At 54.8% G+C, this 23,458-nt stretch carries 16 protein-coding genes; 4 read left to right on the top strand and 12 right to left on the bottom strand.

The annotated features are described in order from the left end of the window. Positions 1–295: 295 nt before the first annotated feature. Genes ELQ88_RS16180 through mexE form a run of 3 tightly spaced genes read right to left on the bottom strand, consistent with a single transcriptional unit; the run spans position 296 to position 6,162 of the window. Positions 296–1,717 carry a TolC family protein gene (locus tag ELQ88_RS16180; RefSeq protein WP_138966266.1) on the bottom strand — a complete coding sequence of 474 codons (1,422 nt, stop codon included), beginning with the start codon at positions 1,715–1,717 and terminating at the stop codon, positions 296–298. Beyond that, positions 1,714–4,896 (bottom strand): efflux RND transporter permease subunit, encoded by a 3,183-nt coding sequence (locus ELQ88_RS16185; protein WP_138966268.1) that lies wholly within the window; start codon positions 4,894–4,896, stop codon positions 1,714–1,716. Before ELQ88_RS16185 ends, ELQ88_RS16180 begins: the two co-directional genes overlap by 4 nt. Before the next feature lie 12 nt (positions 4,897–4,908). Further along, positions 4,909–6,162, bottom strand: a complete 1,254-nt coding sequence (gene mexE / locus ELQ88_RS16190; RefSeq protein ID WP_138966270.1) for a multidrug efflux RND transporter periplasmic adaptor subunit MexE — start codon at positions 6,160–6,162, stop codon at positions 4,909–4,911. 718 nt (positions 6,163–6,880) lie between these two features. Between mexE and ELQ88_RS16195 the strand changes: the two genes are divergently transcribed. Then, positions 6,881–8,551 carry a BCCT family transporter gene (locus ELQ88_RS16195; protein WP_228761617.1) on the top strand — a complete coding sequence of 557 codons (1,671 nt, stop codon included), beginning with the start codon at positions 6,881–6,883 and terminating at the stop codon, positions 8,549–8,551. Positions 8,552–8,618: 67 nt separating this feature from the next. Here ELQ88_RS16195 and ELQ88_RS16200 read toward each other — a convergent pair whose 3' ends face one another. The 7 genes from ELQ88_RS16200 to ELQ88_RS16230 form a co-directional block, all read right to left on the bottom strand. Beyond that, positions 8,619–9,332, bottom strand: a complete 714-nt coding sequence (locus ELQ88_RS16200; RefSeq protein WP_138966274.1) for a 3'-5' exonuclease — start codon at positions 9,330–9,332, stop codon at positions 8,619–8,621. A 5-nt stretch (positions 9,333–9,337) separates the two neighbouring features. Then, complete coding sequence (locus ELQ88_RS16205; protein ID WP_138966276.1) at positions 9,338–11,218, bottom strand: DUF294 nucleotidyltransferase-like domain-containing protein; 1,881 nt, start codon at positions 11,216–11,218, stop codon at positions 9,338–9,340. A gap of 367 nt (positions 11,219–11,585) precedes the next feature. Next, positions 11,586–12,119, bottom strand: a complete 534-nt coding sequence (gene ppa / locus ELQ88_RS16210) for an inorganic diphosphatase (RefSeq protein WP_138966278.1) — start codon at positions 12,117–12,119, stop codon at positions 11,586–11,588. Between the two features lie 26 nt (positions 12,120–12,145). Then, entirely contained in the window at positions 12,146–12,442 is a 297-nt protein-coding gene (locus tag ELQ88_RS16215) for a DUF6388 family protein (protein WP_138966280.1), read from the bottom strand. A 66-nt stretch (positions 12,443–12,508) separates the two neighbouring features. Continuing rightward, positions 12,509–13,717 carry a D-alanyl-D-alanine carboxypeptidase family protein gene (locus ELQ88_RS16220; RefSeq protein WP_228761618.1) on the bottom strand — a complete coding sequence of 403 codons (1,209 nt, stop codon included), beginning with the start codon at positions 13,715–13,717 and terminating at the stop codon, positions 12,509–12,511. A gap of 116 nt (positions 13,718–13,833) precedes the next feature. Then, the gene (locus ELQ88_RS16225) at positions 13,834–15,219 is read right to left on the bottom strand and encodes a HAMP domain-containing sensor histidine kinase (protein WP_138966281.1); all 1,386 of its coding nucleotides are present in this window, start codon (positions 15,217–15,219) and stop codon (positions 13,834–13,836) included. Next, the gene (locus tag ELQ88_RS16230; protein WP_138966283.1) at positions 15,197–15,877 is read right to left on the bottom strand and encodes a response regulator transcription factor; all 681 of its coding nucleotides are present in this window, start codon (positions 15,875–15,877) and stop codon (positions 15,197–15,199) included. The genes ELQ88_RS16225 and ELQ88_RS16230 overlap by 23 nt, the downstream gene beginning before the upstream one ends. A gap of 567 nt (positions 15,878–16,444) precedes the next feature. Between ELQ88_RS16230 and ELQ88_RS16235 the strand changes: the two genes are divergently transcribed. Then, a complete protein-coding gene (locus ELQ88_RS16235; RefSeq protein ID WP_138966285.1) occupies positions 16,445–16,648 on the top strand; it encodes a hypothetical protein in 204 nt (67 codons plus the stop codon). A gap of 276 nt (positions 16,649–16,924) precedes the next feature. After that, the gene (nhaA, locus tag ELQ88_RS16240; protein ID WP_138966287.1) at positions 16,925–18,262 is read left to right on the top strand and encodes a Na+/H+ antiporter NhaA; all 1,338 of its coding nucleotides are present in this window, start codon (positions 16,925–16,927) and stop codon (positions 18,260–18,262) included. A gap of 93 nt (positions 18,263–18,355) precedes the next feature. Here the strand turns inward: nhaA (ELQ88_RS16240) and ELQ88_RS16245 are convergent, their stop codons facing one another. Together ELQ88_RS16245 and ELQ88_RS16250 are read right to left on the bottom strand one after the other, a co-directional pair. After that, positions 18,356–18,790 (bottom strand): universal stress protein, encoded by a 435-nt coding sequence (locus ELQ88_RS16245; protein ID WP_138966289.1) that lies wholly within the window; start codon positions 18,788–18,790, stop codon positions 18,356–18,358. A gap of 131 nt (positions 18,791–18,921) precedes the next feature. Next, positions 18,922–21,654 (bottom strand): cation-transporting P-type ATPase, encoded by a 2,733-nt coding sequence (locus tag ELQ88_RS16250; protein WP_138966291.1) that lies wholly within the window; start codon positions 21,652–21,654, stop codon positions 18,922–18,924. Positions 21,655–22,255: 601 nt separating this feature from the next. Between ELQ88_RS16250 and nhaA (ELQ88_RS16255) the strand changes: the two genes are divergently transcribed. Continuing rightward, the gene (gene nhaA, locus ELQ88_RS16255) at positions 22,256–23,458 is read left to right on the top strand and encodes a Na+/H+ antiporter NhaA (RefSeq protein ID WP_138966293.1); all 1,203 of its coding nucleotides are present in this window, start codon (positions 22,256–22,258) and stop codon (positions 23,456–23,458) included.

The following is a 23,458-nucleotide window of genomic DNA, read 5'->3' on the forward strand; positions in this document are numbered from 1 at the left end:
GAGCTGGCTTGCCAGCGAAGGCGCCCTCAAGGTCAACGTAAAACTACGAGGTTGATGCAAGACTCAAGATCGATGCAAGACTTCGAGGTTGATGCAAGATTCAAGATCGATGCAAGACTTCGAGGTTGATGCAAGACTTCGAGGTTGATGCAAGATTCAAGGGCCTCTTCGCTGGCAAGCCAGCTCCTACAGGGGGGTATGGGCAAATTTTGGGCAAAAAAAACCCCGCGACCGAATGAGGCGCGGGGCAAAAAATCTGGTTGGTTGCGGCCAACCAAAGGAGCTCGTTGAAACCTTACTGGCTGGCGACCGTCTCCGGTTGCCAGCCACCGCCCAGTGCCTTGTAGATCGCGACAATGCCGCGATACAGATCGACTTCGGCCTGGGCCTGGGTATCTTCCGCGGCCAGGCGCTCACGCTGGGCATCGAGCAGGACGAGGAAGTCCGCCGTGCCTTCGCGGTAGCGGATTTGTGCGAGGTCGGCCGCGGCGCGGCTTGATTCACTCTGGCGAATCAGCGAAATCAGGCGTTGCTGGCGCTTGCCGTAGTCGCTGAAGGCGTTTTCCGATTCTTCCAGGGCCAGCAGCACTTGCTGTTCGTAAGTGGCCAGGGCGCCTTCGGCTTCGGCATCGGCGCCGCGCAAACGGGCGCGCACGCTGCCCAGGTCGAACGCCGCCCAGGTGATGCTCGGGCCCAGCGCCCAGGCGTTGGCCGCCGAGGAACCGATCTGCGAGCCGCGCCCGGCGGTGAAACCGAGGAAGCCGCTGAGGCTGACCCGCGGGAACAAGTCAGCCTTGGCCACGCCGATACGGGCCGTGGCGGAAGCCAGCTTGCGTTCGGCACTGAGAATGTCCGGACGACGTTGCAACAGTTCACCCGGATCGCCGATTGGCAGGGCCTTGGCAATCGCCGGCAGGTCCTTGGGACTGAGGTCCACCGTCAATTTGTCCGGCCGCTCACCCAGCAGGGTGGCAATGCGGTTTTTCTGCCGGACCTGTTCCGCCTGCAGTTGCGGCACGCTGGCTTCCACAGACGCCAGGCGCGCATCGGCACGGACCACATCGAGCTGATCGCCGACGCCGGCATCACGCAGGCTTTCGGTGATCTTGCGCGATTCCTGCTGGTTGTTCAGGTTAGCCAGGGCAATTTTTTCGCGCAGTTGCGCACCGCGCAGTTGACCGTAGGCGTCCACCAGTTCGGCAATCATGCTGACTTGCAGCTGATACAGGTCGGCTTCGGCAGCCTGTTGTTCGGCGTCACTGGATTCCAGATTGCGCTGGATGCGCCCGAACAGGTCCAGCTCCCAGGCCATGTCCAGCCCCAGGTCATAGCGCTCGCTGTTGACCCGGTCGGTGGTCTGGCCCGGAATCTGTCCCTTGCCCAGATTACTGCTGACGCGGCTGGTGATGGTCGGCATGGCGTCATTACTGGCGTCATCGCGGATCGCCCGTGCCGCTTTCCAGCGGGCGAAGGCGACGCGCAGATCACGGTTGCCTTGCAGCGATTGCGTCACCAACCGGTTGAGGGTCGGGTCTTCGAATTGCTGCCACCAGATGCCTTCGAAACGGGCGCGGTCGAAGTTCTTCTGCCCGGCGGCGCCATCGGTAGCGTGAGTGATGTTGGCCGGCTCGGTGGCCGGGGTCTGGTAGTCCGGGCCGACCGCACAGGCACTCAGGGCCAGCACCAGCAGGCTCGGCAGAAAGGCTTTCAGGCTCATTGTTGCGCCTCCAGTTTCAGGGCTCTGGCCGCTTTGCGCTGCTCGCCGCGCTCGACGAAATTACGGATCAACACGTAGAACACCGGCGTCAGCAACAGACCGAAGAAGGTCACCCCGAGCATCCCGGAGAACACCGCCACACCCATGGCGTGACGCATTTCGGCACCGGCGCCGCTGGAGAACACCAGGGGCACAACCCCCATGATGAACGCGAAGGAGGTCATCAGGATCGGCCGCAGACGCAGGCGGCACGCTTCGAGCACCGCCGCCAGCGGGCTCATGCCTTCGTCCTGCTGTTTGTCCTTGGCGAACTCGACGATCAGGATCGCGTTCTTGCAGGCAAGTCCCACCAGAACAATCAAGCCGATCTGGGTGAAGATGTTGTTATCGCCTCCCGAAGCAATCACCCCGGTGATGGCCGACAGCAGGGTCATCGGCACGATCAGGATCACCGCCAATGGCAGGCTCCAGCTTTCGTACTGTGCCGCGAGCACCAGGAACGCCAGCAATACGCAGAGCGGGAACACGAACAGCGCGGTGTTGCCGGACAGAATCTGCTGGTAGGTCAGGTCGGTCCATTCGTAGGTCATGCCGTTCGGCAGTTCTTCCTTGAGCAGTTTCTCGATGGCTTTTTCCGCCTGGCCGGAGCTGTAGCCGGGAGCTGCCGCACCGTTGATTTCAGCGGTGATGAAGCCGTTGTAGTGCATCACGCGGTCCGGGCCCGAGGTGTCGCTGACCTTGATGAAGGTCGCCAGCGGGATCATCTCGCCTTTGTTGTTACGCACTTTCAGCTGACCGATCTGGTCGGGTTCGAGACGGAACTGCTGCTCGGCCTGAACGTTGACCTGGTAGGTACGACCGAAGCGGTTGAAGTCGTTGGCATACAGCGAACCCAGGTAGATCTGCAGGGTGTCGAAAATGTCGCTGACGGCCACGCCGTGGGTCTTGGCCTTTTCCCGGTCGATCGCCGCATCGACTTGTGGCACGTTCACCGTATAGCTGGTGAACAGGCCGGCCAGTTCCGGCACGTTGTGGCTTTTGTTGATGATGTTCATGGTTTCTTTGTACAGCTCGTCGTAGCCCAGGTTACCCCGGTCTTCGATCTGCAGACGGAAACCACCGATGGTGCCCAGGCCTTGTACCGGCGGCGGCGGGAAGATCGCCATGTAGGCTTCCTGGATCCCGGCGAACTGGCCGTTCAACGCACCGGCAATCGCCCCGGCAGACATGCTCGGGTCTTTACGCTCGTCGAAGGGTTTCAGGGTAACGAACACGATGCCGGCGTTAGGGCTGTTGGTGAACCCGTTGATCGACAGGCCGGGGAACGCCACCGCACTTTCCACGCCGGGCTGTTTCAGGGCCAGGTCGGACATGCGCTTGATCACGTCTTCGGTACGGTCCAGGCTCGAGGCATCCGGCAGTTGCGCGAAGGCCACCAGGTATTGCTTGTCCTGGCCGGGGACGAAACCGGTCGGGGTGCTGGAGAAACCGAAGAACGTCAGCACCATCAGGCCGGCGTACACCAGCAGGGCAATGCCGCTGCTGCGAATGACCCGGCCCACCGTGCCGACATAACTGTGGCTGGCCTTGTCGAAGAAACGGTTGAACGGACGGAACAGCCAGCCACCGAAGATCTTGTCGAGGACCTTGGAGAAACGGTCTTTCGGCGCGTCATGGCTCTTGAGCAATACCGCAGCCAGTGCCGGCGACAGGGTCAGGGAGTTGAAGGCCGAGATCACGGTCGAGATCGCAATGGTCAGCGCGAACTGCTTGTAGAACTGCCCGGTCAAGCCGGAGATGAAGGCCGCCGGGATGAACACTGCACACAACACCAGCGCCGTCGCTATGATCGGACCGGTCACTTCGCGCATCGCACGCTTGGTGGCTTCAACCGGGGTTAATCCGAGCCCGATGTTTCGCTCGACGTTCTCCACCACCACGATGGCGTCATCCACCACGATACCGATGGCGAGTACCAATCCGAACAACGACAGGGCGTTCAACGAGAAGCCGAACAGGTGCATCACGGCAAAGGTACCGATCAGCGACACCGGCACCGCCACCAACGGAATGATCGAGGCGCGCCAGGTCTGCAGGAACAGAATCACCACCAGCACCACGAGGATCAGCGCTTCGAACAGGGTGTGAACCACCGCCTCGATGGAGCCGCGCACGAAGATCGTCGGGTCATAGACGATGCTGAAGTCCATGCCTTCCGGGAAGCTCTTCTTCAGCTCCGCCATCTTGTCGCGCACTTCGTTGGAAATTTCGATCGCGTTGGAGCCAGGGCGCTGGAAGATCGGGATCGCCACCGCCGGCTGGTTGTTCAACAAGGAACGCAGGGCGTACTGGCTGGAGCCCAGCTCAACGCGAGCGATGTCCTTCAGCCGCGTGATTTCACCGTTGTCGCCGGAGCGAATGATGATGTTCTCGAACTCTTCCTCACTGACCAAACGGCCCTGGGTGTTGACCGACAGCTGGAACGCCGTGGCATTCGGTGCAGGCGGGGCACCCAAGGCACCGGCCGCCACTTGCCGGTTCTGCTCGCGAATCGCGGTCACCACATCGGTGGCGGTCAGGTTGCGCGAAGCGGTCTTGTTCGGATCCAGCCACACCCGCAGCGAGTAGTCGCCCATGCCGAACAGCTGCACGTCACCGACACCGCCCAGGCGCGCGAGCTCGTCCTTGATGTTGAGCAAGGCATAGTTGGACAGGTAGAGCATGTCGTAGCGTTTGTCCGGCGAGGTCAAGTGCACCACCATGGTCAGGTCGGGCGATGCCTTGTCGACGGTGATACCGATGCGCGTCACTTCCTCGGGCAGTTTCGGCTCGGTCCGGGTCACGCGGTTCTGCACCTGCACCTGCGCATTATCCAGGTCAGTGCCCAGGGCGAAGGTGATGGTCAGGGTGATCTTGCCGTCGGCGGTGGACTGCGAGGACATGTACAGCATGTTCTCGACGCCGGTGATGGCTTGCTCCAGGGGAGCGGCCACGGTTTCACCGATGACTTTAGGGTTGGCGCCCGGGAAGTTGGCGCGGACCACCACGGTCGGTGGCACCACTTCCGGGTATTCGCTGATCGGTAACTGGAACAGCGAGATGGCGCCGGCGATCAGGATCAGCAGCGACAGCACCGCTGCGAAGATCGGCCGTGAAATGAAGAATTGGGAAAAATTCATCGTCGAGTTCCCTTAACCGCGTGGTGTCGCTGCAGCCACTTTCACAACCGCACCCGACGCGACCTTGGCAGGTGCGACTTGGGGCAGGTTGCTGGCTTCCAGCGCTTGTCGTTGTTGAGCCAGAGCGGCGAGGGTTTCCTGGCTGGCCATCGGGATCACTTCAGGGGTGACCGGCGAACCAGGACGTACACGTTGCAGGCCTTTGACGATGACGGTGTCATCCTTGCTCAGGCCGTTGCGCACGATGCGCAGGCCTTCGATCTTCGGACCCAGCTCGACCGAGCGATACACCGTCTTGTTGTCGGCATCCATCACCAGCACGAACTTCTTGCCCAGGTCGGTGCCGACCGCTTCGTCATTGATCAGCACGGCGGAGTAGGTGCCGCTGCCGACCAGTTTCAAGCGTGCATACAGGCCAGGGGTGTAGGCGCCGTCGCTGTTGTCGAACACGGCGCGACCGCGGATGGTGCCGGTCTTCGGGTTGACCTGGTTGTCGACGAAGTTCATCACGCCCTGGTGGGGGTTGCCGTCTTCGTTGGACAGGCCGAGGTAAACCGGGGTGGTGGCGCCACGTTTACCCTGGCGGGCGAGGGCGGTGTACTTGAGGAACACGCGCTCGTCGGCGTCGAAGTAGGCGTAGACCTTGTCGGTGGACACGACGCTGGTCAGCGCGCTGGTATCGGCGGTCACCAGGTTGCCCGCGGTGATTTCCGCACGGCTGACGCGACCGCTGATGGGTGCGGTGACGCGGGTGAAGCTCAGGTTCAATTTCGCCAGATCCAGCTGCGCCTGGAGGGCGCCGACGGCGGCACGGGCTTCCTGGGCAGCGCTGGTGCGCGAATCGGCCAACTCGGCGGAAATCGCATTGCTGGTGCGCAAGCGCTCACCGCGCTGGGCTTCGTTTTCGCTACGGTTGGCGTTGGCGCGGGATTGGGCAACCAGGGCCTCGAGTCGGCGGACCTCAGCCTGGAACGGACGCGGGTCGATCTGGAACAGCAAGTCGCCTTTCTTGACCAATGCGCCTTCAGTGAACGCCACTTCATCGATCTGGCCGGAGACCCGAGGCCGGATCTCCACGGTTTCCGGGGCTTCGAGGCGCCCGGTGAATTCGTCCCACTCGTTGACCGGTTGTTCCAGCACCTTGGCCACACTGACCTTGGCCGCGGGCAGCGTGGCGGCCGTGTCCGGAGCCTTGCCGCAGGCGCTCATCACCAACATGGCCAACAAGGCCAAGGGGAAGCGCAAATGTTTGAGTGATTGTTCCATGGATTCATCCGCCAATGTATTGAGAATGGACGGATGATGCTCGGCGAGGTTGTATCTCACGAATCGAATGAGGCAAAGGTAACTATCATTCGGAATGATATAAGCGCGAAGTGAGCCCTCTAGCGCGCACCTTTCATTAGGTTGCTATCAATCTCATTAATGACAATTCAGTCCGAAACACCCAATGTCCGGCGATACGTGCGATGCCTTCATCCAGGCGGCAATCCTGCTATGTACGATCCGGACCGCTCTCATGCCCCGCGCTGCAAGGGCCGGATGGAGAGGATGCAGATACGCTGCTTAGCCGTGCGGATGGCGATATGTACCGCATGAAAAGACGCCGTTCTGCGGCTGGATAACAACCGAATGCTCCTACGCAATGGGGTTTGGATCTCGACCGATGATCTTGAGCGATAGTGCTTTATCTCGCACATCTCGGGTAGATCCGCAGGCTTACTCGGCCCCTATTGAAGCGACTGCAAGACAAAGGCTTCGCGGTGGAACGGCTGCTGATAACACAGCAATAGCGTCGGATGGGGATTACTGACCAAATGGGCTATGTGATTGAACACTAACCGCGTCGCAATGGAGGCTCACAACTACCAGATAATTGTCAAAAGTTTGCTAGAATATGTGAGCAAATATCTCGTTTTTACCATAGGAACAGCGGGGCTATCAGACCAACGCACGCTATAGCGTGTCAAATAAGGAGATGATCGTGCAGAGAGACCCTCTAGGCGATTCGCAAAAAAAACCTCATTCACCCAGTGTAGAAGGTATACCAGCCCCGAGCGGTGAGGCCAATCTGATCGACACCGATTACGTCATCGGTCAGGACAATATCAGAGGTGATTTTTCATTCTCCTTAGATATTCATGGCAAAGTATTCATCATTTCTGCAGCCACAGTATTGCTTTTTGTCATAATGACGCTGGCACTACAGAATGAAGTTGAACCTCTTTTCAGTTCGATCCGTAATTGGTTGACCGGCCACTTGGCCTGGCTTTTCATGAGCATAGCCAACATTTTTGTTGTTCTGTGTCTCGCGCTGATTATTTCGCCTCTTGGAAAAGTTCGGTTGGGGGGTAGAGATGCCAAACCGGATCACTCATACGTCGGTTGGTTTTCTATGCTGTTCGCCGCAGGGATGGGCATTGGGCTGATGTTCTACGGTGTTGCGGAACCGATGTCTCATTATTCCGCAGCGATGGGAGGCATCAGCCTCGATGCATCCGGAGCGCGCGTTGATTGGGCACCACTTGGAGGTGCTGCGGGTGATATGAAGGCCTCTGCAGACTTGGCCATGGCCGCGACCATTTTCCACTGGGGTCTCCACCCTTGGGCAATCTACGCAATTGTTGCGTTGTCCTTGGCATTGTTTTCGTACAACAAGGGATTGCCACTTTCGATACGGTCTATATTTTACCCATTGCTGGGCGAGCGTGTATGGGGATGGCCAGGACACATCATTGACATCCTGGCAGTATTTGCCACGTTGTTCGGGTTGGCGACTTCTTTAGGCATCGGTGCGGAACAAGCAGCAGCGGGGATTGAATATCTGTTTGGTATCAAGTCCACCAATGTAAGCAAAGTGGTGCTGATTATAGGCATTACAATGATTGCCCTTTGGTCAGTGCTCTCGGGCTTGGACAAGGGGGTAAAGATGCTGTCCCAGATCAATATGGGATTGGCTTTGCTCTTGCTGCTATTCATTATTATTGTTGGCCCAACAGTGGCTATTTTCACTGGTTTCTTCAAAAACCTGGTGACCTATGTCGAATACCTGCCTGCGCTTTCCAACCCGTTTGGTCGCTCGGATACTGAGTTTACCCAAGGCTGGACGGCGTTCTACTGGGCGTGGTGGATCAGTTGGTCGCCGTTTGTCGGGATGTTCATCGCGCGTGTCAGTCGTGGGCGTACGGTCCGGGAGTTTCTGATCTCGGTACTGTTGGTGCCTTCGCTGGTATCGGTATTGTGGATGACCACCTTTGGTGGTACTGCCATCGATCAGGCAACCATTCAGGGGTTGGCAGGTGTCAAGGACGCTGTACTGGAACTGAAGTTGTTCGCCATGCTGGGGGCGCTGCCACTCAAGGAAATCACATCATTCCTCGGGATTGTCCTGGTTATTGTCTTTTTCATCACATCCTCGGACTCCGGTTCGTTAGTGATCGATACGATTACGGCGGGAGGAAAGATCGATGCACCCGTCCCGCAGCGGGTTTTCTGGGCCATCATCGAGGGCGTAATCGCTATCGCGCTGCTGTTGGGGGGAGGGTTGGTCGCACTGCAGGCGATGGCGGTCTCCACGGGGCTGCCCTTCGCCATTGTGCTAATGATCGGATGTATTTCGCTGGTCAAGGGGCTGATGTCTGAACCCCGATCCTAATCCGTTGTAACAGGTAGAAAAAAGGTGCATCTGTGAGGATGCACCTTTTACAGGCGTTTTTTGTGTGTCAGTCCCATAGCTCACCAACGGCGATAGAGGGGGTGTAGTGATTGGCAATTTGCGCCTGCAACAACTCTGCCGTTGCGAGGGCATCAGTGAGGGCATGATGAGCGTGATATTGAGGCAGGTTGTACCGCATACGGCTATCAGCCAGCCTGATCGAGAGAAGAGGGCGGCGAAACAATCTGTCAATCCAACCGCGTTGTTTTCGGTGCATTCGCGCCTCCAATTGCATGGTGTCAATCACCGGGAACTGCAATCCTTCTCCAGTGTGACGTCGCAACGACTGATCAAGAAAACCTCGTTCGATGGCCCGGTAGTGAACGACTATCACTTTTCCAGCCATGGCTTCCAGAAGTGTCTCCAATACGTCGGGCAATTGTGGTGCATTCAAGATATCGCTGTGTGTGATGTGGTGGAAGGTGACCGATTCGCCACGTAGCTCTGATGGTGGATTGATTAGCCAATACAAGGCTGCGCCACAACGTATTCGCTTCAGCGTGAAAGGCAGAAGGCCGATACTGACAATATTGTGGGCGTGGGCATTTAGCCCAGTGGTTTCAACATCTATTGCGAGCATTTCTACCTGCTCTAACGGTGTCTGTGCGTCGACCACCCCCGCTTGATAAAACCGCTTGAGCAGTGGGTGCTTGGCTTCCTGTGCGAGCGACTTGAATTGCGCAGCCCAATCGCGTATTTCAATTCTCTTTTGCACGTTCATGCCTATCATCGCGAAGGTCGGATGCTGCCTGGGTACCTGAAACGTAAAAACTTCTGCGCATTACTCAGCACCTGGAACGCCTCCTTGAGGTTGTGACGTTCGCTATTTGAAAAACGTTCGGGCTCAATATAGTTGTCTGGTTTTTGCCCTTGCTCGATCGCATCTGCCTGGTGTCGGATCCGCACCATGGATAGAAATTCCAAGGCATAGCGTAAATGTTTGATGGCCTCCGGTTGCATGAGTTGTGTGGCGCTGATGGCTTCAAGTCGATCAAAGGAGTTCTGCGCCGTACTCCCGCACGCCAGGGCATGAATGCGGATGACATCGGTCAATGGGGCGGTGCCACGACCTTTGAGATTGATCAACTGCTTGTGTTGACCATCCGTCTCCATAACGAATGTGCGGAAAAAGCCCAAGGGTGGCGTTCTGTTCAACGCGATACGGGCCATTGCGTTGAGAAAGGTCGGCGTGACGCTCGACTTTTTCGCACACAGGTTTTTTAGTTTCTCAACCAATTCGAGTTCGCCGTAGACACCGTCAAGATCGAAGAAGATGCAGCTTTTCAGTAGAGTGGCGGGGTTGGGGTTTTCGATCCACTGGGTGAAATACGATTGCCAGACTCGCAAAGGCTGACGCCATTGATCATTGGTTGCCATTATGCCGCCTTTGCAATAGCTATAGCCGCAGGCAGCAAGCCCGTCACTGACGTAACCCGCAAGCCTTCTAAAGTACTCGTCGTGTTTTTCGGGATCGAAGCGGTCGTCCAGTACCAGCGCGTTGTCCTGATCAGTCAAGAGCAATTGTTCATCACGCGCCATTGACCCAAGCACCATGAAGCAGTACGGAACGGGGGGCGGCCCTAACTCTCTCTCTGCCAGTTCAAGCAAGCGCTGGGTGAAGGCTCGTCCGATACCGGAAATAGCGTTACCGATCATCTGGGCCGTGGCTCCGTCACGCACCATACGGATATAGGTGCCGCGCAAGTCCCGCAGGAGAGATCGCAAACCTGTGACAGAGGTCTGGTGGGAAATACTGTTGACCAGATACAAGCTGCTCTGCGACTCGTGCCGAATAATGTCTGACAGATTGATCAGGCCTAGGGTGCGGCCTTTATGAACTACCGGCAGATGATGGATGTTGCGCCTTAGCATGCATAGCATGGCTTCAAATACCGAGTCATCCGCCTGGATGACTATCGGATCACCTGACATCACTTCAGCAACCGTCATGGCACTGGCACAACCATTGGTGGCCACCACTCTTGTGCGAAGATCCCTATCGGTGACAATTCCCAGCATCCTCTCAGAGCCCTGCTGACCAGGTTCCAGTACAACCACACAAGAGACGCTTTCCTGGGTCATCAATCGCGCGGTTTCATGGATGGAAGTGCTTGGGCCAACCCAGACCAAATTACGGGAAATTAAAGCGCGTGACTTGAGTTGTATCAAATCGCTTGCTCGCCCTTGAGCCTCGACAGCAGACTTGAGTCTGGAGTGGCCTTCTGCTTCGACAAAGTCAGCGAAACTGTCGTTTTGATCGCAAAGTTCGGCGAACACATCCGCAGGGATAAAGTAAATCAGACTGTCTTCGAGTGCGCGGGCTGGGAAACGCACCTTGTTACTGCGCAATAGCCCCGCTTGGCCAAATATATCGCCTTCCTCAAGACGATTGTAAAGCTCACCGTTGCGTCTATAGATTTCTACCGCACCACTGCGCACGTAGTGCAAGTCGCGAATAATTTCGCCGGCTTCAAGGATCTTGCTTCCCGCTTTGAAGTAACTGACCTCAACGCGCTGCGCAATCGCTTCCAGGGTTACTTGCGATAGCGTGTCAAAAGGAGCGAACCGGTGAAGATGGTCGCGAATTTCCAGTAACTCTATCTGCATGGCGTCTCGTACCTAACGGGTATGGAGCAATGGGTGCTGTTCTGTCGCTGCAGTTTCATTAGACGCTTCGGGATTGTTCGCTACTGCTCTGTCACCGGCGTCTTGCGTCCTGATGATAGATGAAAACCGCCCCAATTGAGGCCAAGCCGTACTGCAGTATCCGAAGCAAAAGTACGCTGAGTTTTGCCGCCGATAGCCAGCGTTGTTCTGAAACGAATGCATCAACATGTACACCAGTATCGCACCAATGTGGCCCCCAAGGTAGAAAAGCCATATGCAGGTTAATGCTCCATTGTGTATTTCCTGGTGGTGCACGAATGATCCGATCGAACCAACACGGCCCACCCGCGCGGTGGTGTGCGCCAAACTACTGTTTTTGGACGTAAGCAACGACCGACTTTCGAATGGCCTCCCTTGCTTCATCTGCGCACCCCCAACGCCCCACCTTCACCCACTTGCCCGGCTCCAAAGCCTTGTGGTTTTCGAAATAATGTTGGATCTGGGCTAGCAACAGTACAGGAAAATCTTCCCACTCCTTCACGTGGCTGTAGATAGGGGTAAGGTTCTCGTGAGGAACCGCGACTACTTTGGCTCCCGGGCCTGTTTCGTCATTTGTGTGCATCACACCAACAGGACGACTACGAACTACAACGCCAGATGATATCGGATAAGGGCAAATCAAAAGTACGTCCAGAGGGGCGCCATCTTCACACAGGGTATTCGGAATAAATCCGTAGTAGGCTGGATAGAGAGTCGATGCACAGAGGAAGCTGTCAACGAAAATCTGCCCGCTTAGATTGTCCACCTCGTAATTAACTGGCGAATGGTTGGCAGGCATCTCGATAACTGTAAAAAAGTCATCGGGGATCTCGTTACCTGCTGTAATGTCCTCATAACTCATGTTCATACCTCAACGGTTTAAAAAGACTACCCGCTAATCCCATTCAGCTTGCAATACTCCTCCCAATCCATTTCTACCATGTCTGCCACTTCACGATGAAATTCCAACGTCAGGAGTTTCAGGTCTTCGGAAGACTCTGAAATCATTATGAGCGTTAGTTCCCAGACTTCGATCCCCAGACACATCGCCTCTTGCTCAAAAGCGGACTCGATACATAGTTTTCTTTCAATCGGATTCAGCCCTTTGACATCGTCATTGAGTGATGAATTGCCGTTGAAAAACTTCGAGAGGGCTAACTCTCTTCGTAAATCATCCGAGTTCATCAGGTTCTCCAATATTGGGATCCGTCTCGGTATTTTTGCCTGATGATACATGAATATTGTCCATGGCTAGGCAATCTCAGTGTCAGCGAACCAATTGCGAATAATTTTAAAGAAAAACAAATGCATCGTGTCCCACCAACGTGTCCACCAAGTACCGGCCTCCTCATATTCAAGGGCAATTAATGGCCGACTGCCCAACTTTCGGCCATCATCATACAGTTCCAGCCTTCCGACGATGGTTCCAGCAGCAATAGGGGCCTCAAGCGGTCCATCAATCTCAAAGCGCGTTTCTACTTTTCGATTTGTATTTTTGGGGAGGGTAAGAGTCAGATCATCCAGCAATCCCAGCGCAATCGACCGCTGCTTACCTTTCCAGAGCGCAGATTCTGTGAGTATCTCCCCGCCTTCTACATAGGTTTTGGTGTCGTAGAAGCGAAATCCGTAGCCCATCAGCTTTTCCGTTTCTGCTGTGCGCTTATGGGTACTGCTTGCGCCAAGGATCACGCTGATCAAGCGTCGCCCGGCTCGGTGCGATGAAGCCACCATGCAATAACCGGCCGCCTCGGTATGGCCGGTTTTCAGCCCATCGAAACTGGAGTTACGCCATAAAAGAAGATTTCGGTTGGCCTGTCGAATTCCGTTCCAAGTGAAGTGTTTCTTGGCGTAGAGCCTATAGGATCCGGTTCCTTCGCCAATGATTGCTGCCGCTAGAGTGGCCATATCGCGAGCAGATGAATAATGCGCTGGCTCAGGCAACCCGGTGGCATTCATAAAGTGTGTATTGCCCATTCCTAAGGTGGTAGCGGTCGCGTTCATCATCCCGACGAAGACGCTTTCGCTCCCAGCTGCGTGCTCAGCCAGTGCAACGCTTGCATCATTACCGGAGACGATGATCACACCTTTCAGCAAATCATGAATCGAGACTGAGCTGCCAGGGTCAAGAAACATTCGTGAGCCACCCGTACGCCAAGCGTTTTCGCTGACCGTAGCTGTGTCATTTTCTTTCATGCGTCCGGCCTTGATCTCACGTGTAATGACAAGCGCGGTCATCATTTTTGTCAGGCTGGCCGGAGGTAGCCGCATATCGCTGTTGTGACTGGTAATAACGCTACCCGTTGCCGCGTCAATCAGTATCCAGGCTTTGGCGCCGAGCTTGGGTGCTGCAGGGATCATCGCCCCTCGAGTGGTCGTTTCAGCCCGAGCATGGTTAACACAGGCAAGAGGCGTTGTTGCGCAAAGCACGGTCAACACAAGCCGGAACAACAAATATTTCACAAGCAGGAAGCCTTGGTTTAGCAGAAAGTACTGAAAACCTAGTCCACCGCCCTGAAGCGCTCAAATTAAACTCAATTAACTTAAATTTAATGTTCGGCCTGTGAGGAATACCAAAATCAGTCGGAGACCATCGGGCAGTGAATCAAGACACGGGTTCCGCGGTGTGTAGCCGCAGGTTGAATATCCAGCGAGTAGCCGTGCAATTTGACGATGGCAGCGACCAACGATAATCCAAGACCATGCCCGGGCTGCATTCTGCTTGCATCTCCACGATAGAGTCGACGAATGACATGTGTACGGTCCGTCTCGGGTATGCCGGCACCATCGTCGGCGACTTCAATGAGAACCGTTGAATCCTTGATACTTCCCTGCAGTTTGATATGCCCACCCTCTGGCGTAAATTTGATCGCGTTATCGAGCAAGTTGACCAAGGCCTCAAACAGCAACGAAGCGTCACCATACAGTTGTGGTAGGTCATTGGTGATTTCCAGAGAAAGCGTCTGAGAGCGATTGAGTGCCAAGGGTTCGTAAAATTCATGTGCTTGTTGTAACAACGCCATGATGTGGAAAGGTGCAAATGCTGAGCGGCGGCGAATGTCTTCGAGTTCGGCAACCCGAAGCAATCCCTGGAAACGCACCATGATCGATTCGCTTTCCTCAAGAGCCTGATTTAATATTTGCTCGTGTTCACTGTCCAAAGGCAGTTGCTGGAGCTGATAAAGCCGTGCACGCAACCGTGTCAGTGGCGTACGCAGATCATGGGCGACACCATCGCAGACGCTTTTAACCTCATGCATCAGTTGTTCGATATGGTCGAGCATCGTATTGACGGCGTTCGCCAGCATATCCAACTCGTCGCGACGGGCTGATAAGGGTAAGCGCTCCGACAAATTGCCTGAAACAATACTCTCCGTACAAAGCTGCAGACGTTTGACACGGCGCAGCGGGAGACGCCGTAATAAATGCCAGCCAATCAATCCGGGGATGAGTGTTAATGAAAATCCCCACATCAATGCCTGCTCAATAATTCCCCCGACGGCTGAAATCGAGCCACCGTCCCGGGCCAAAATAAGAATGTGTCCATCGCGGCGTCGAGTCAAAAGGGCATAGCTGCTTCTGGTTTCTTCATCGGGTAACGCTATACTCAACCCGCGCTCAAGGTAATGGACCTTCCCATCATCGGGCAAACTGGAACGCAGTTTGAGCAGGTCTCCCGCAATATGCTGGCCATCGGCTGTGAATAATCCATACGCATCGATTCCGGGCGTTGAATAGGCTTCACTGGCAGCCAGTTCTTTTGCCAGTTTTTTATCATCGACTTTTTGATAGTAATGCGCACGCTGCAATAATGTCCGCTCTGCAACGGTTCCCAGGTAGTGGGAGATTTGCCAATACAATACGCCGGTGAAGAGTGCCCCCCAAGCCACAAAAAATATGGCGTAGAACCCGATCAAACGACTACCGGAAGAGCGCCACTCCTCAGTCTTTGGTAGCAAGGACATAGCCAGCACCACGTATCGTATGGATGACGGGAGAGTCTTTATCGCCTTCGAGCTTTTTGCGCAGTCGGCCTATGTGAACATCTATGATGTTCGTTCCCGGATCGAAGTGATAACCCCAGACCTCTTCGAATAGCATGGTGCGCGTAACTAGCTGGCCGGCACTGCGCATCAGGTAATTGAGCAGTTTGAACTCGGTTGGAAGCAGCAGGATGTGTTCGTTGTTTCGAGTCAATTTGTGCTCGACCAGATCCAGTCGCAGGTTTCCACAACTGAGATGTGGATGGCTATAATCGGCACTGGTGCGCCGAAGCAACGCGTCTAAACGCGCAAGCATCTCGGTAGGCGAAAATGGTTTGGTCAAATAGTCGTCGCCGCCCGCCCGAAGCCCCTTGACGCGCTCATCTACGTCTGAAAGTGCACTGATCATGAGGACCGGTGTCTGAATACCAAGGCTCCTTAACGTACTGACAATGGTTAGCCCATCAAAATCGGGAAGCATCCGATCCAGGGTGATGGCCTCGTAGCCTCCAGCAATCGCCAAGGCCAGTCCGTCTCGTCCGGTTTCGGCCCATCTGGAGCTGAAACCGTTGCGTTGGAGCGCGGCGATAATGACTTCCGCCGTTACCTCGTCATCCTCTATAACCAACGCGTAAGTCATAACTTCCCCCGTTTAATGCCGACAGTTGATACGGCGTACCCTAGTGACCAACACGATGGCCGAAAATTAAATATTTCTTAATCCACCTTAACCTTGATGCGTTCCAAAGCACGGATATATTTGTCATGGCGGATGCTTACACGTACTGACAGACGGAAAAATGTGACCCCCTATCTGGCTTTCTTTTTGCTTGCGTTCGGTCTGTTGTGTACCTATGCGAATTGGATTACTGCGAAGAACAATCCGGCGTAGCGGCGCTCAATCGTCTTCCTTCCATCAGGTCATTCCCAGTGATTTGATTCTAACCAGCATCAAATACCAAATCGACTGCTGAGCAAAACGGTGCCGACCATTCGATCATGCCTTAGCTATGCAGCTTAACGCGACCGGCAAACATCAAAAAAGCTCGTATACGTGGTACGGCCATTTTCACGCATTAGCAGCAAATTTCTTGCTTGCTCAGGGCTGATGACACCTACCACGGGGACCTTGCAACTAACGATTTACGCAGGTGTCGATTGTTTACGGTTGCGGATCAATGCTCGTTTTCCACTGCTGGAGAACCCTATGACTCGGCAAGAAGAATTTTTGGCAAAAGCGCTTGAAATACACCATGAGTACGAACAGGCGACAGCTATCCTCCACGCCATGATGAGTAAAAACGTTGCCGTTGGTCCTGCGTGGGATGCTGCTGTCGAGAGGCAACTCGCAGCACTTGACACCTGGATGGAGTTGCCTCGTGCTTACGGCGATCTTCAGGCTGACGACTGATGCAATGGTGGTCAGTTGGTGTAACACCCATGGCCAACGAGCGATCAATTTTAGTATCACTTGATAGTGACGTGATCGGTCAGATTTACGGATTTGCGTGAGAGGTGATGAACCCTGGGTGGAGTATTCTTGACAGCCAAAGGTTCATTCAGTCGCATGGGCCGGTCATTTGCATCGTACTTGTTAACTCCTTATCATCCGGCTGGGTGCGTTGCGGCATACGGCACAGCGCAGGTTAAACTCAAACGTTGGTCGGGCCGCCAGCGGAGAGTCAATGTGTCTGAAAAAAACTCGACGTCCTCCTCTATTCCCCGTCCTCAGGTTCTGACCGATCGCGCACTGTCCGCAATAGAGCGTTTTTCGCATATCGAGGCGGTCAGCGGCATCGTCTTGCTACTCGCTGCGATGGTTGCACTCATCTGGGCCAACAGCCCGCTTGCTGATTCTTATGAGCACTTTTGGAACACCCGACTCACCTTGGGTTTAGGCGAGTTTACGGTCTCGTGTTCGCTGCATTTTTTGGTCAATGATGGGCTGATGGCTATGTTCTTTCTCGTGGTCGGAGCCGAGATACGCCAGGAGATCAATGACGGCGCGCTTGCGAATCTCAAACTGGCGACGTTACCCCTTGGCGCTGCGTTAGGTGGCGTCATGATGCCGGCGATTATTTACATGGCATTCAATCAGGGTACCGAAGCCAGTACAGGGTGGGCAGTACCCACCGCCACCGACATTGCGTTTGCTGTCGGGGTTCTCGCACTGTTAGGAAAGTCGATTCCCAATGGTATTCGCGTGCTGCTGCTCGCACTGGCCATCATCGACGATATCGTTGCCATATTGATCATTGCCGTTTTCTATACCGCGAGCCTGGATTACCTGGGCTTAGTGGTCGCGATGAGCGGGTTGGCGCTGGTGCTGCTTTTTCAGAGAATGGGCATTGGCAAGGCCTATGTATACATGCTGCCTGGCGCCATTGTATGGTTTGGCCTTCTGAAAACCGGTGTTCACCCCACACTGGCGGGCGTAATACTCGGTCTGATGACGCCGGTAAACTCCAAGCCCGCAACGGAACGACCACTGGATACAATTGGGCGAAATTTCCATGAGTTGATGGAGCGTTTCTCCCATTCCACCAACAGTCCGCAGGAGGTCGCCAAGCCGCTGAAGCAACTTCAGCAAGCACAGAGGGAAATACTGCCTCCGGTGCAGCGGGTCCAGATAGGATTGCACCCATGGGTAGCGTTTGGTGTCATGCCGCTCTTCGCTTTGGCCAATGCGGGCGTAGGTCTTGAAGGCATAAATCTGGACAATGAGGTCTCTCGGAATATCTTCATGGGTGTGATATCAGCGCTTGTGCTCGGCAAGCCGCTGGGAATCATTCTTGCGAGCGTCACCCTCGTCAAACTCAACGTTTGCAAGCTGCCTGAAGGGGTGACATGGAGTGGTATCGGACTGGTGGGTTTGCTGGGCGGTATCGGATTTACGATGTCGATCTTTATTTCATCGTTGGCTTTTTCTGATCCTGCGTTACTTTCTTCGGCAAAACTCAGTGTTCTTGTGGCTTCGTCAGTGGCTGCAATTATCGGGTTGATCTGGGGGAAAATGAAGTTCTGACGGTATGCTCCCGGTTCAATATCCGATTGTGCGAACATCCACGGCGCACTGGCTGACTAGCCAGTTCGCCGTGAAATCGAATCTTACGATCTATTATTTGACCAATGTGATTGGGATGCTGGAGAGCTGAATCACTTTTGCCGCGACAGAGCCCAGGAAGATTCCCGCCAGGAAACCGTTGCCATGTGAACCTAAAATGATGCTGTCACATCCCAAGGATTGCGAGGCGGCTACAATTTTGCTGGCCGCGTCACCCAGCAACGTGTGAAATGTGAATGCAATGCCTTCTTGCTTCAGCAGAGCAACTGCCTTTTGTGAATCTTCAGCACTTTTGTGATCGTAGTAGCGATCAAGCTCATCCTCGGCTGTGTCTTGTGCGATTCGTGTCGGTAAAAGTGGCTGCACATTCACCAAATTTACCTCAACACTTCCCCCCAGCAATCCGCCATCCTGGATCAGTCCGATGAGGTAAAGCACCGCGCGTTCTGAATGCTCGGAACCGTCGACAGCAACAAGAATTTTATGCATTTCCAGATCCTTTTTTCAGTGGCCTGAAGGTGCTTGTCCAGCAAGCGTTCCCCAAGCGAACCTCCTTGCGGCACAAGGGGAACAGTTGCAGATTGCACCCCAATAGTATGGGGCCAGCTTGCAACCGAGTTCTACTCGGACAAACGTATTCGAATCTGTTTTTCGATCTCGATGATGGCAAAGAGTGCAACGCCTACGCCAATGATCAGCAGGCCATCAACGAAGGGGATCGCTTGCGTAGCGAATACCTTTTGCAGCGGTGGTGCATAGGTGATGGCGAACTGAGCGAAGGTAACCACTGCGACGGTCATCCACACGACCTTGGTGCCTCGAATGCCCTTCCAGGTAAGCGATGTGCTGTAGAGATTGCGAATGAAGAACAGATGGAATATTTCCATCACGACTAACGTGTTCACCGCGATGGTTCGGGCCAACTCCACTGAGTAGCCACGGTCGAGCGCATACGAAAAAATGCCGTAAACGCCGCAGAGAAACAGAATGGAAACAAGCACCATATGCCAAACTAATGCACCGCTTATCAGTGGCTGTTTGCGCGAGCGTGGCGGTCTGCGCATGGTGTTTTCTTCGGTAGGCTCGAACGCCAGAGCGATGCCGAGTGTCACTGCGGTAATCAGGTTGATCCACAGAATCTGTATCGGCGTCACCGGCAGCGTAATGCCGAGTAGCAGCGCGACAATGATGGTCATCGTCTCGCCCGCGTTGGTAGGCAGCGTCCAGCTCAGCACTTTCTTGATGTTGTCGTAGACTGTCCGCCCCTCGCGCACCGCCGCCACGATGGATGCGAAGTTGTCATCAGCCAACACCAGGTCTGCGGCTTCCTTGGCGGCTTCGCTACCTTTCCCGCCCATGGCGATACCGGCATCTGCGCGCTTTAGCGCTGGAGCGTCGTTTACGCCATCGCCGGTCATGGCCACTGTCATGCCGTTCGATTGCAGCAGCATTACCAACCTGAGCTTATGTTCGGGGCTGGTGCGCGCAAAAATATTGACGTGCTTTACCGCCTCCTTCAGAGCGGCATCGTTCATGGCGTCGAGGTCTACGCCAGTCAGCACCATTTCGGGATTTTCCAGGCCAATCTGGCGACCGATAGTGGCGGCGGTACCGCCGTGATCGCCAGTGATCATTTTGACGACAATGCCTGCTGCTTGGCATTGCTGAACTGCCTTTATCGTCTCGGGTCTAGGCGGGTCAATCAGTCCGACCATGCCCAGCAGGGTTAACCCTCCTAGTACATCCCCAAACTCCAACACGGTGTGCTCGGGCGGAACTGATCTCACTGCAAACGCCAATACACGCTGCCCCCTGGCAGCAATGGCGTTTGCCTGTGCGTGCCAGTAGTCCGCATTGAGCGGTTCAGTCCCGCCAGCGTTGACGAGCTGCTGCGTGCTCATGGCCAGTATTTGCTCTGGCGCGCCTTTCACATAGATAGAGGCATGTCGATCATGGTTGTGATGCAGTGTCGCCATAAAGCGGTGTTTCGCGTCAAACGGAATGGCATCGGTGCGGGGCCAGGCCCGATGATCTTCATCGCTATCAATTCCGGTCTTTCCGGAAAATGCCAGCAAGGCACCTTCCATCGGGTCACCCTCTACCTTCCATGAGTCTTCATGCAAGCGCAGTACAGCATCGTTGCACAGGCTGGCTGCTCTCCCCAATTCTGCCAACGCAGGGTGAGTCGATATGTCGACTAGCTGATTTGCAAGGCTGATACTTCCCGCTGGCTGGTAACCTGCGCCATCGACTGTGAAGATGAGATCGTTGGTGACGACCGATGCCACCATCATTTCGTTGCGGGTGAGTGTGCCAGTCTTGTCAGTGCAGATGACGGATACCGAGCCGAGTGTCTCGATAGCAGGCAGGCGACGCACAATGGCGTTGCGGCGAGCCATTGCCCGAACGCCGACCGCAAGCGTGATGGTAAGGACGGCGGGCAGCCCTTCAGGTATCGCCGCTACCGACATCCCCACCACGACCATGAAGATCTCGGTGAACTCGTAGTGCCCGACATAATGGCCAAACACGAGCAACAGGCCGCCGATTAACAGGATCAGGATCGTCAGCCAGCGCGCAAACACGTTCATTTGCTGCACCAGCGGGGTGGTCAGCGTTTCTACACCGGCAAGCAGCGTACTGATGCGTCCGATCTCGGCTGCTGCTGCGGTAGCGACGACAACCCCTGTCGCTTGCCCGCAAGTCACGAGCGTACCGCTGAACGCCATGCAAGTACGATCACCCAGGGCTGCGTCAAGGGCCACCGGTTTGGTATGTTTTTCTACGGGTAGGGATTCACCGGTAAGAATGGCTTCTTGAATTTGAAGTCTGTTCGCGTGCAGCAGGCGTAAATCAGCAGGGACTTTGTCTCCCGCCTCCAGCAATACGATATCGCCCGGTACTAGTTCCTCACCCACAATACTTAAGCGTTCGCCTGCGCGAATCACGGCGGCGCGCGGTGCCAGCATCTGCCGGATAGCGTCCATGGCTTTTTCCGCTTTTCCTTCCTGGACGTAGCCAATGATTGCGTTTGCAATTACCACAGCCAGAATCACCACCGTATCCCACAGATGTTGCAGCATCGCGGTAATCGCAGCGGATCCTAGAAGCACGTAAATCAGAATGTTGTGAAATTGCCGCAAGAATCGCAGCCACGCCGGTCGCCGCGCTGCTTCTGGCAAGCGATTGAACCCAGTGCGGTCAAGCCGGGCTTGAACGTCGGCCACGTCCAGTCCGACATGCTCATTGACCTCAAGCAGGTTCTTCACCTGCTCTGCAGGCAGGGAGTGCCAGGCCACGGAATGCGGAGGGATTGGCGCTTGCTCAGCTGCTGCGTTGACTACCTGCTTCATCAAGGAGTATCTCCTGTGCACACAGCTCAACGAAGCGGGCCTGTGTCTACTTACAAGCTTAGGTGGCCATGAGCTGGCGTGGGTATATCAGAATGCTGAGAAATCGTCGGTCGCTCTTGCATGTTTACTGCCATGAAGATGATAGGAGTGAAGGTGAATATGCAACCAGAGAATTTGAAACTGTTGATTTAAATCAATCTGTTGGTGGTTAAATAGTGTAACCGGATATTTTGGTGGCCGCTATTATTTTAGTGTCATGAATAATTTTTATGTATTGGCTGCTTGGTTGTTATACGTTTCCAGCCTGTACTTGCTGAGGTGTCAAATATCTTATGTGGTTATTGGTTATTGGTTTCTGGCTTTAAGGGGTAGGACTTATGATTACTATTGCTAATTTAATAAGTGTATGTGGTATTTCCTTGTTGATGTATGAATATGTCGCGCATGCAGATATCTTTGGTTTAAGCTGCATTCGAGAGCGTTTGATGGAGAACGTAAATAGCGTTGTACAGAAAGGTAATAAACTGTTGATTGCATGACGTAGCCCAACCGTCTAGTGCAGATGTTATTATATGCTTTTTTAGTACCCCTAAGGACGCTGATGACCAAGCATCAAGCCAAAGCCAAAGCCGAAACCCCTAGAGCAGCTGCCGTTCTGGCCCGTTTCCTATCCTCCGAAGCCGCTGGAGGTCTTGTGCTGATGGCAGCAGCTTTGGCGGCTCTGATTGTTGCCAACTCGCCTCTGTCCGAGCGTTATTTTGCACTCCTGCACACTGTCTGGTCGGGCTTGTCCGTGGCGCATTGGGTGAACGATGGGCTGATGGCGATCTTCTTCCTGATGGTGGGTCTCGAGATCAAAAGAGAAGTGCTGGCAGGTGGACTTTCCACCTGGGGCCAGCGCGCCTTGCCGGGGTTTGGTGCCTTAGGCGGCATGGTTGTTCCTGCGCTGATCTACATCGCAATCAACTGGGGTAATCCTGAGACCATGGGCGGGTGGGCCATCCCTGCGGCTACCGATATCGCATTTGCCTTGGGTGTCTTATCGCTGCTGGGCAAGCGAGTCCCGATTTCACTGAAGGTATTCCTTGCCGCCTTAGCGATAATTGACGATCTCGGCGCGGTCGTGATCATTGCCTTTTTCTATACATCGGGTCTTTCCATGCCGATGTTGCTGGCATCACTCGCAACTCTGGTCATTCTGATCGCAATGAATCGATTGGGCGTAAGACGACTGTTTCCGTATCTCCTGGTCGGGGGCGTGTTGTGGTTCTTCGTCCTGCAATCGGGGGTACATGCCACCCTGGCGGGTGTTGCACTGGCACTGTGTATTCCCATGGGCAAGCCGGAAGAAGAAGCTCGTTCCCCGTTGCTGTTCCTCGAAGAAAAGCTGCACTCATGGGTAGCGTTTGCCGTAGTGCCTATTTTTGGCTTCGCCAATGCGGGTGTTTCATTGACCGGTATTTCCATGGAGAACCTGATCGATCCGGTTCCTCTGGGTGTAGCGCTGGGCTTGTTGGTGGGCAAGCAGGTCGGTGTTTTTCTATTGGCTGCACTGGCTATTCGTATGGGCTTGGCCAAGATGCCAGAGGGTAGTAACTGGATACAGCTGTACGGCGTGGCGCTCTTGTGCGGAATCGGTTTCACCATGAGCCTGTTTATAGGCAATCTGGCATTCCCTGGATCGCCTCATTTGGTCGATGAGGTCAAAGTCGGGGTATTGATTGGTTCGATTTTCGCTGCGATTGGTGGCGTCATCGTTCTGCGCCGCTGCAGCGCCCAAGCGAGTGCTGCCGTAGCCAGGTAA

Origin of the sequence: Pseudomonas sp. MPC6, from assembly GCF_006094435.1 — a bacterium.
Classification (GTDB): domain Bacteria; phylum Pseudomonadota; class Gammaproteobacteria; order Pseudomonadales; family Pseudomonadaceae; genus Aquipseudomonas.

Excerpts from the sequence above, each read along its gene's own strand:
- mexE (WP_138966270.1), bottom strand. The coding sequence starts at position 6,162 with ATGGAACAATCACTCAAACATTTGCGCTTCCCCTTGGCCTTGTTGGCC.
- ppa (WP_138966278.1), bottom strand. The coding sequence starts at position 12,119 with ATGAGTTATGAGGACATTACAGCAGGTAACGAGATCCCCGATGACTTT.
- ELQ88_RS16185 (WP_138966268.1), bottom strand. The coding sequence starts at position 4,896 with ATGAATTTTTCCCAATTCTTCATTTCACGGCCGATCTTCGCAGCGGTG.
- ELQ88_RS16230 (WP_138966283.1), bottom strand. The coding sequence starts at position 15,877 with ATGACTTACGCGTTGGTTATAGAGGATGACGAGGTAACGGCGGAAGTC.
- ELQ88_RS16215 (WP_138966280.1), bottom strand. The coding sequence starts at position 12,442 with ATGAACTCGGATGATTTACGAAGAGAGTTAGCCCTCTCGAAGTTTTTC.
- ELQ88_RS16180 (WP_138966266.1), bottom strand. The coding sequence starts at position 1,717 with ATGAGCCTGAAAGCCTTTCTGCCGAGCCTGCTGGTGCTGGCCCTGAGT.
- ELQ88_RS16205 (WP_138966276.1), bottom strand. The coding sequence starts at position 11,218 with ATGCAGATAGAGTTACTGGAAATTCGCGACCATCTTCACCGGTTCGCT.
- ELQ88_RS16245 (WP_138966289.1), bottom strand. The coding sequence starts at position 18,790 with ATGCATAAAATTCTTGTTGCTGTCGACGGTTCCGAGCATTCAGAACGC.
- nhaA (WP_138966293.1), top strand. The coding sequence starts at position 22,256 with ATGACCAAGCATCAAGCCAAAGCCAAAGCCGAAACCCCTAGAGCAGCT.
- ELQ88_RS16225 (WP_138966281.1), bottom strand. The coding sequence starts at position 15,219 with ATGTCCTTGCTACCAAAGACTGAGGAGTGGCGCTCTTCCGGTAGTCGT.
- ELQ88_RS16250 (WP_138966291.1), bottom strand. The coding sequence starts at position 21,654 with ATGAAGCAGGTAGTCAACGCAGCAGCTGAGCAAGCGCCAATCCCTCCG.
- ELQ88_RS16235 (WP_138966285.1), top strand. The coding sequence starts at position 16,445 with ATGACTCGGCAAGAAGAATTTTTGGCAAAAGCGCTTGAAATACACCAT.
- ELQ88_RS16200 (WP_138966274.1), bottom strand. The coding sequence starts at position 9,332 with ATGAACGTGCAAAAGAGAATTGAAATACGCGATTGGGCTGCGCAATTC.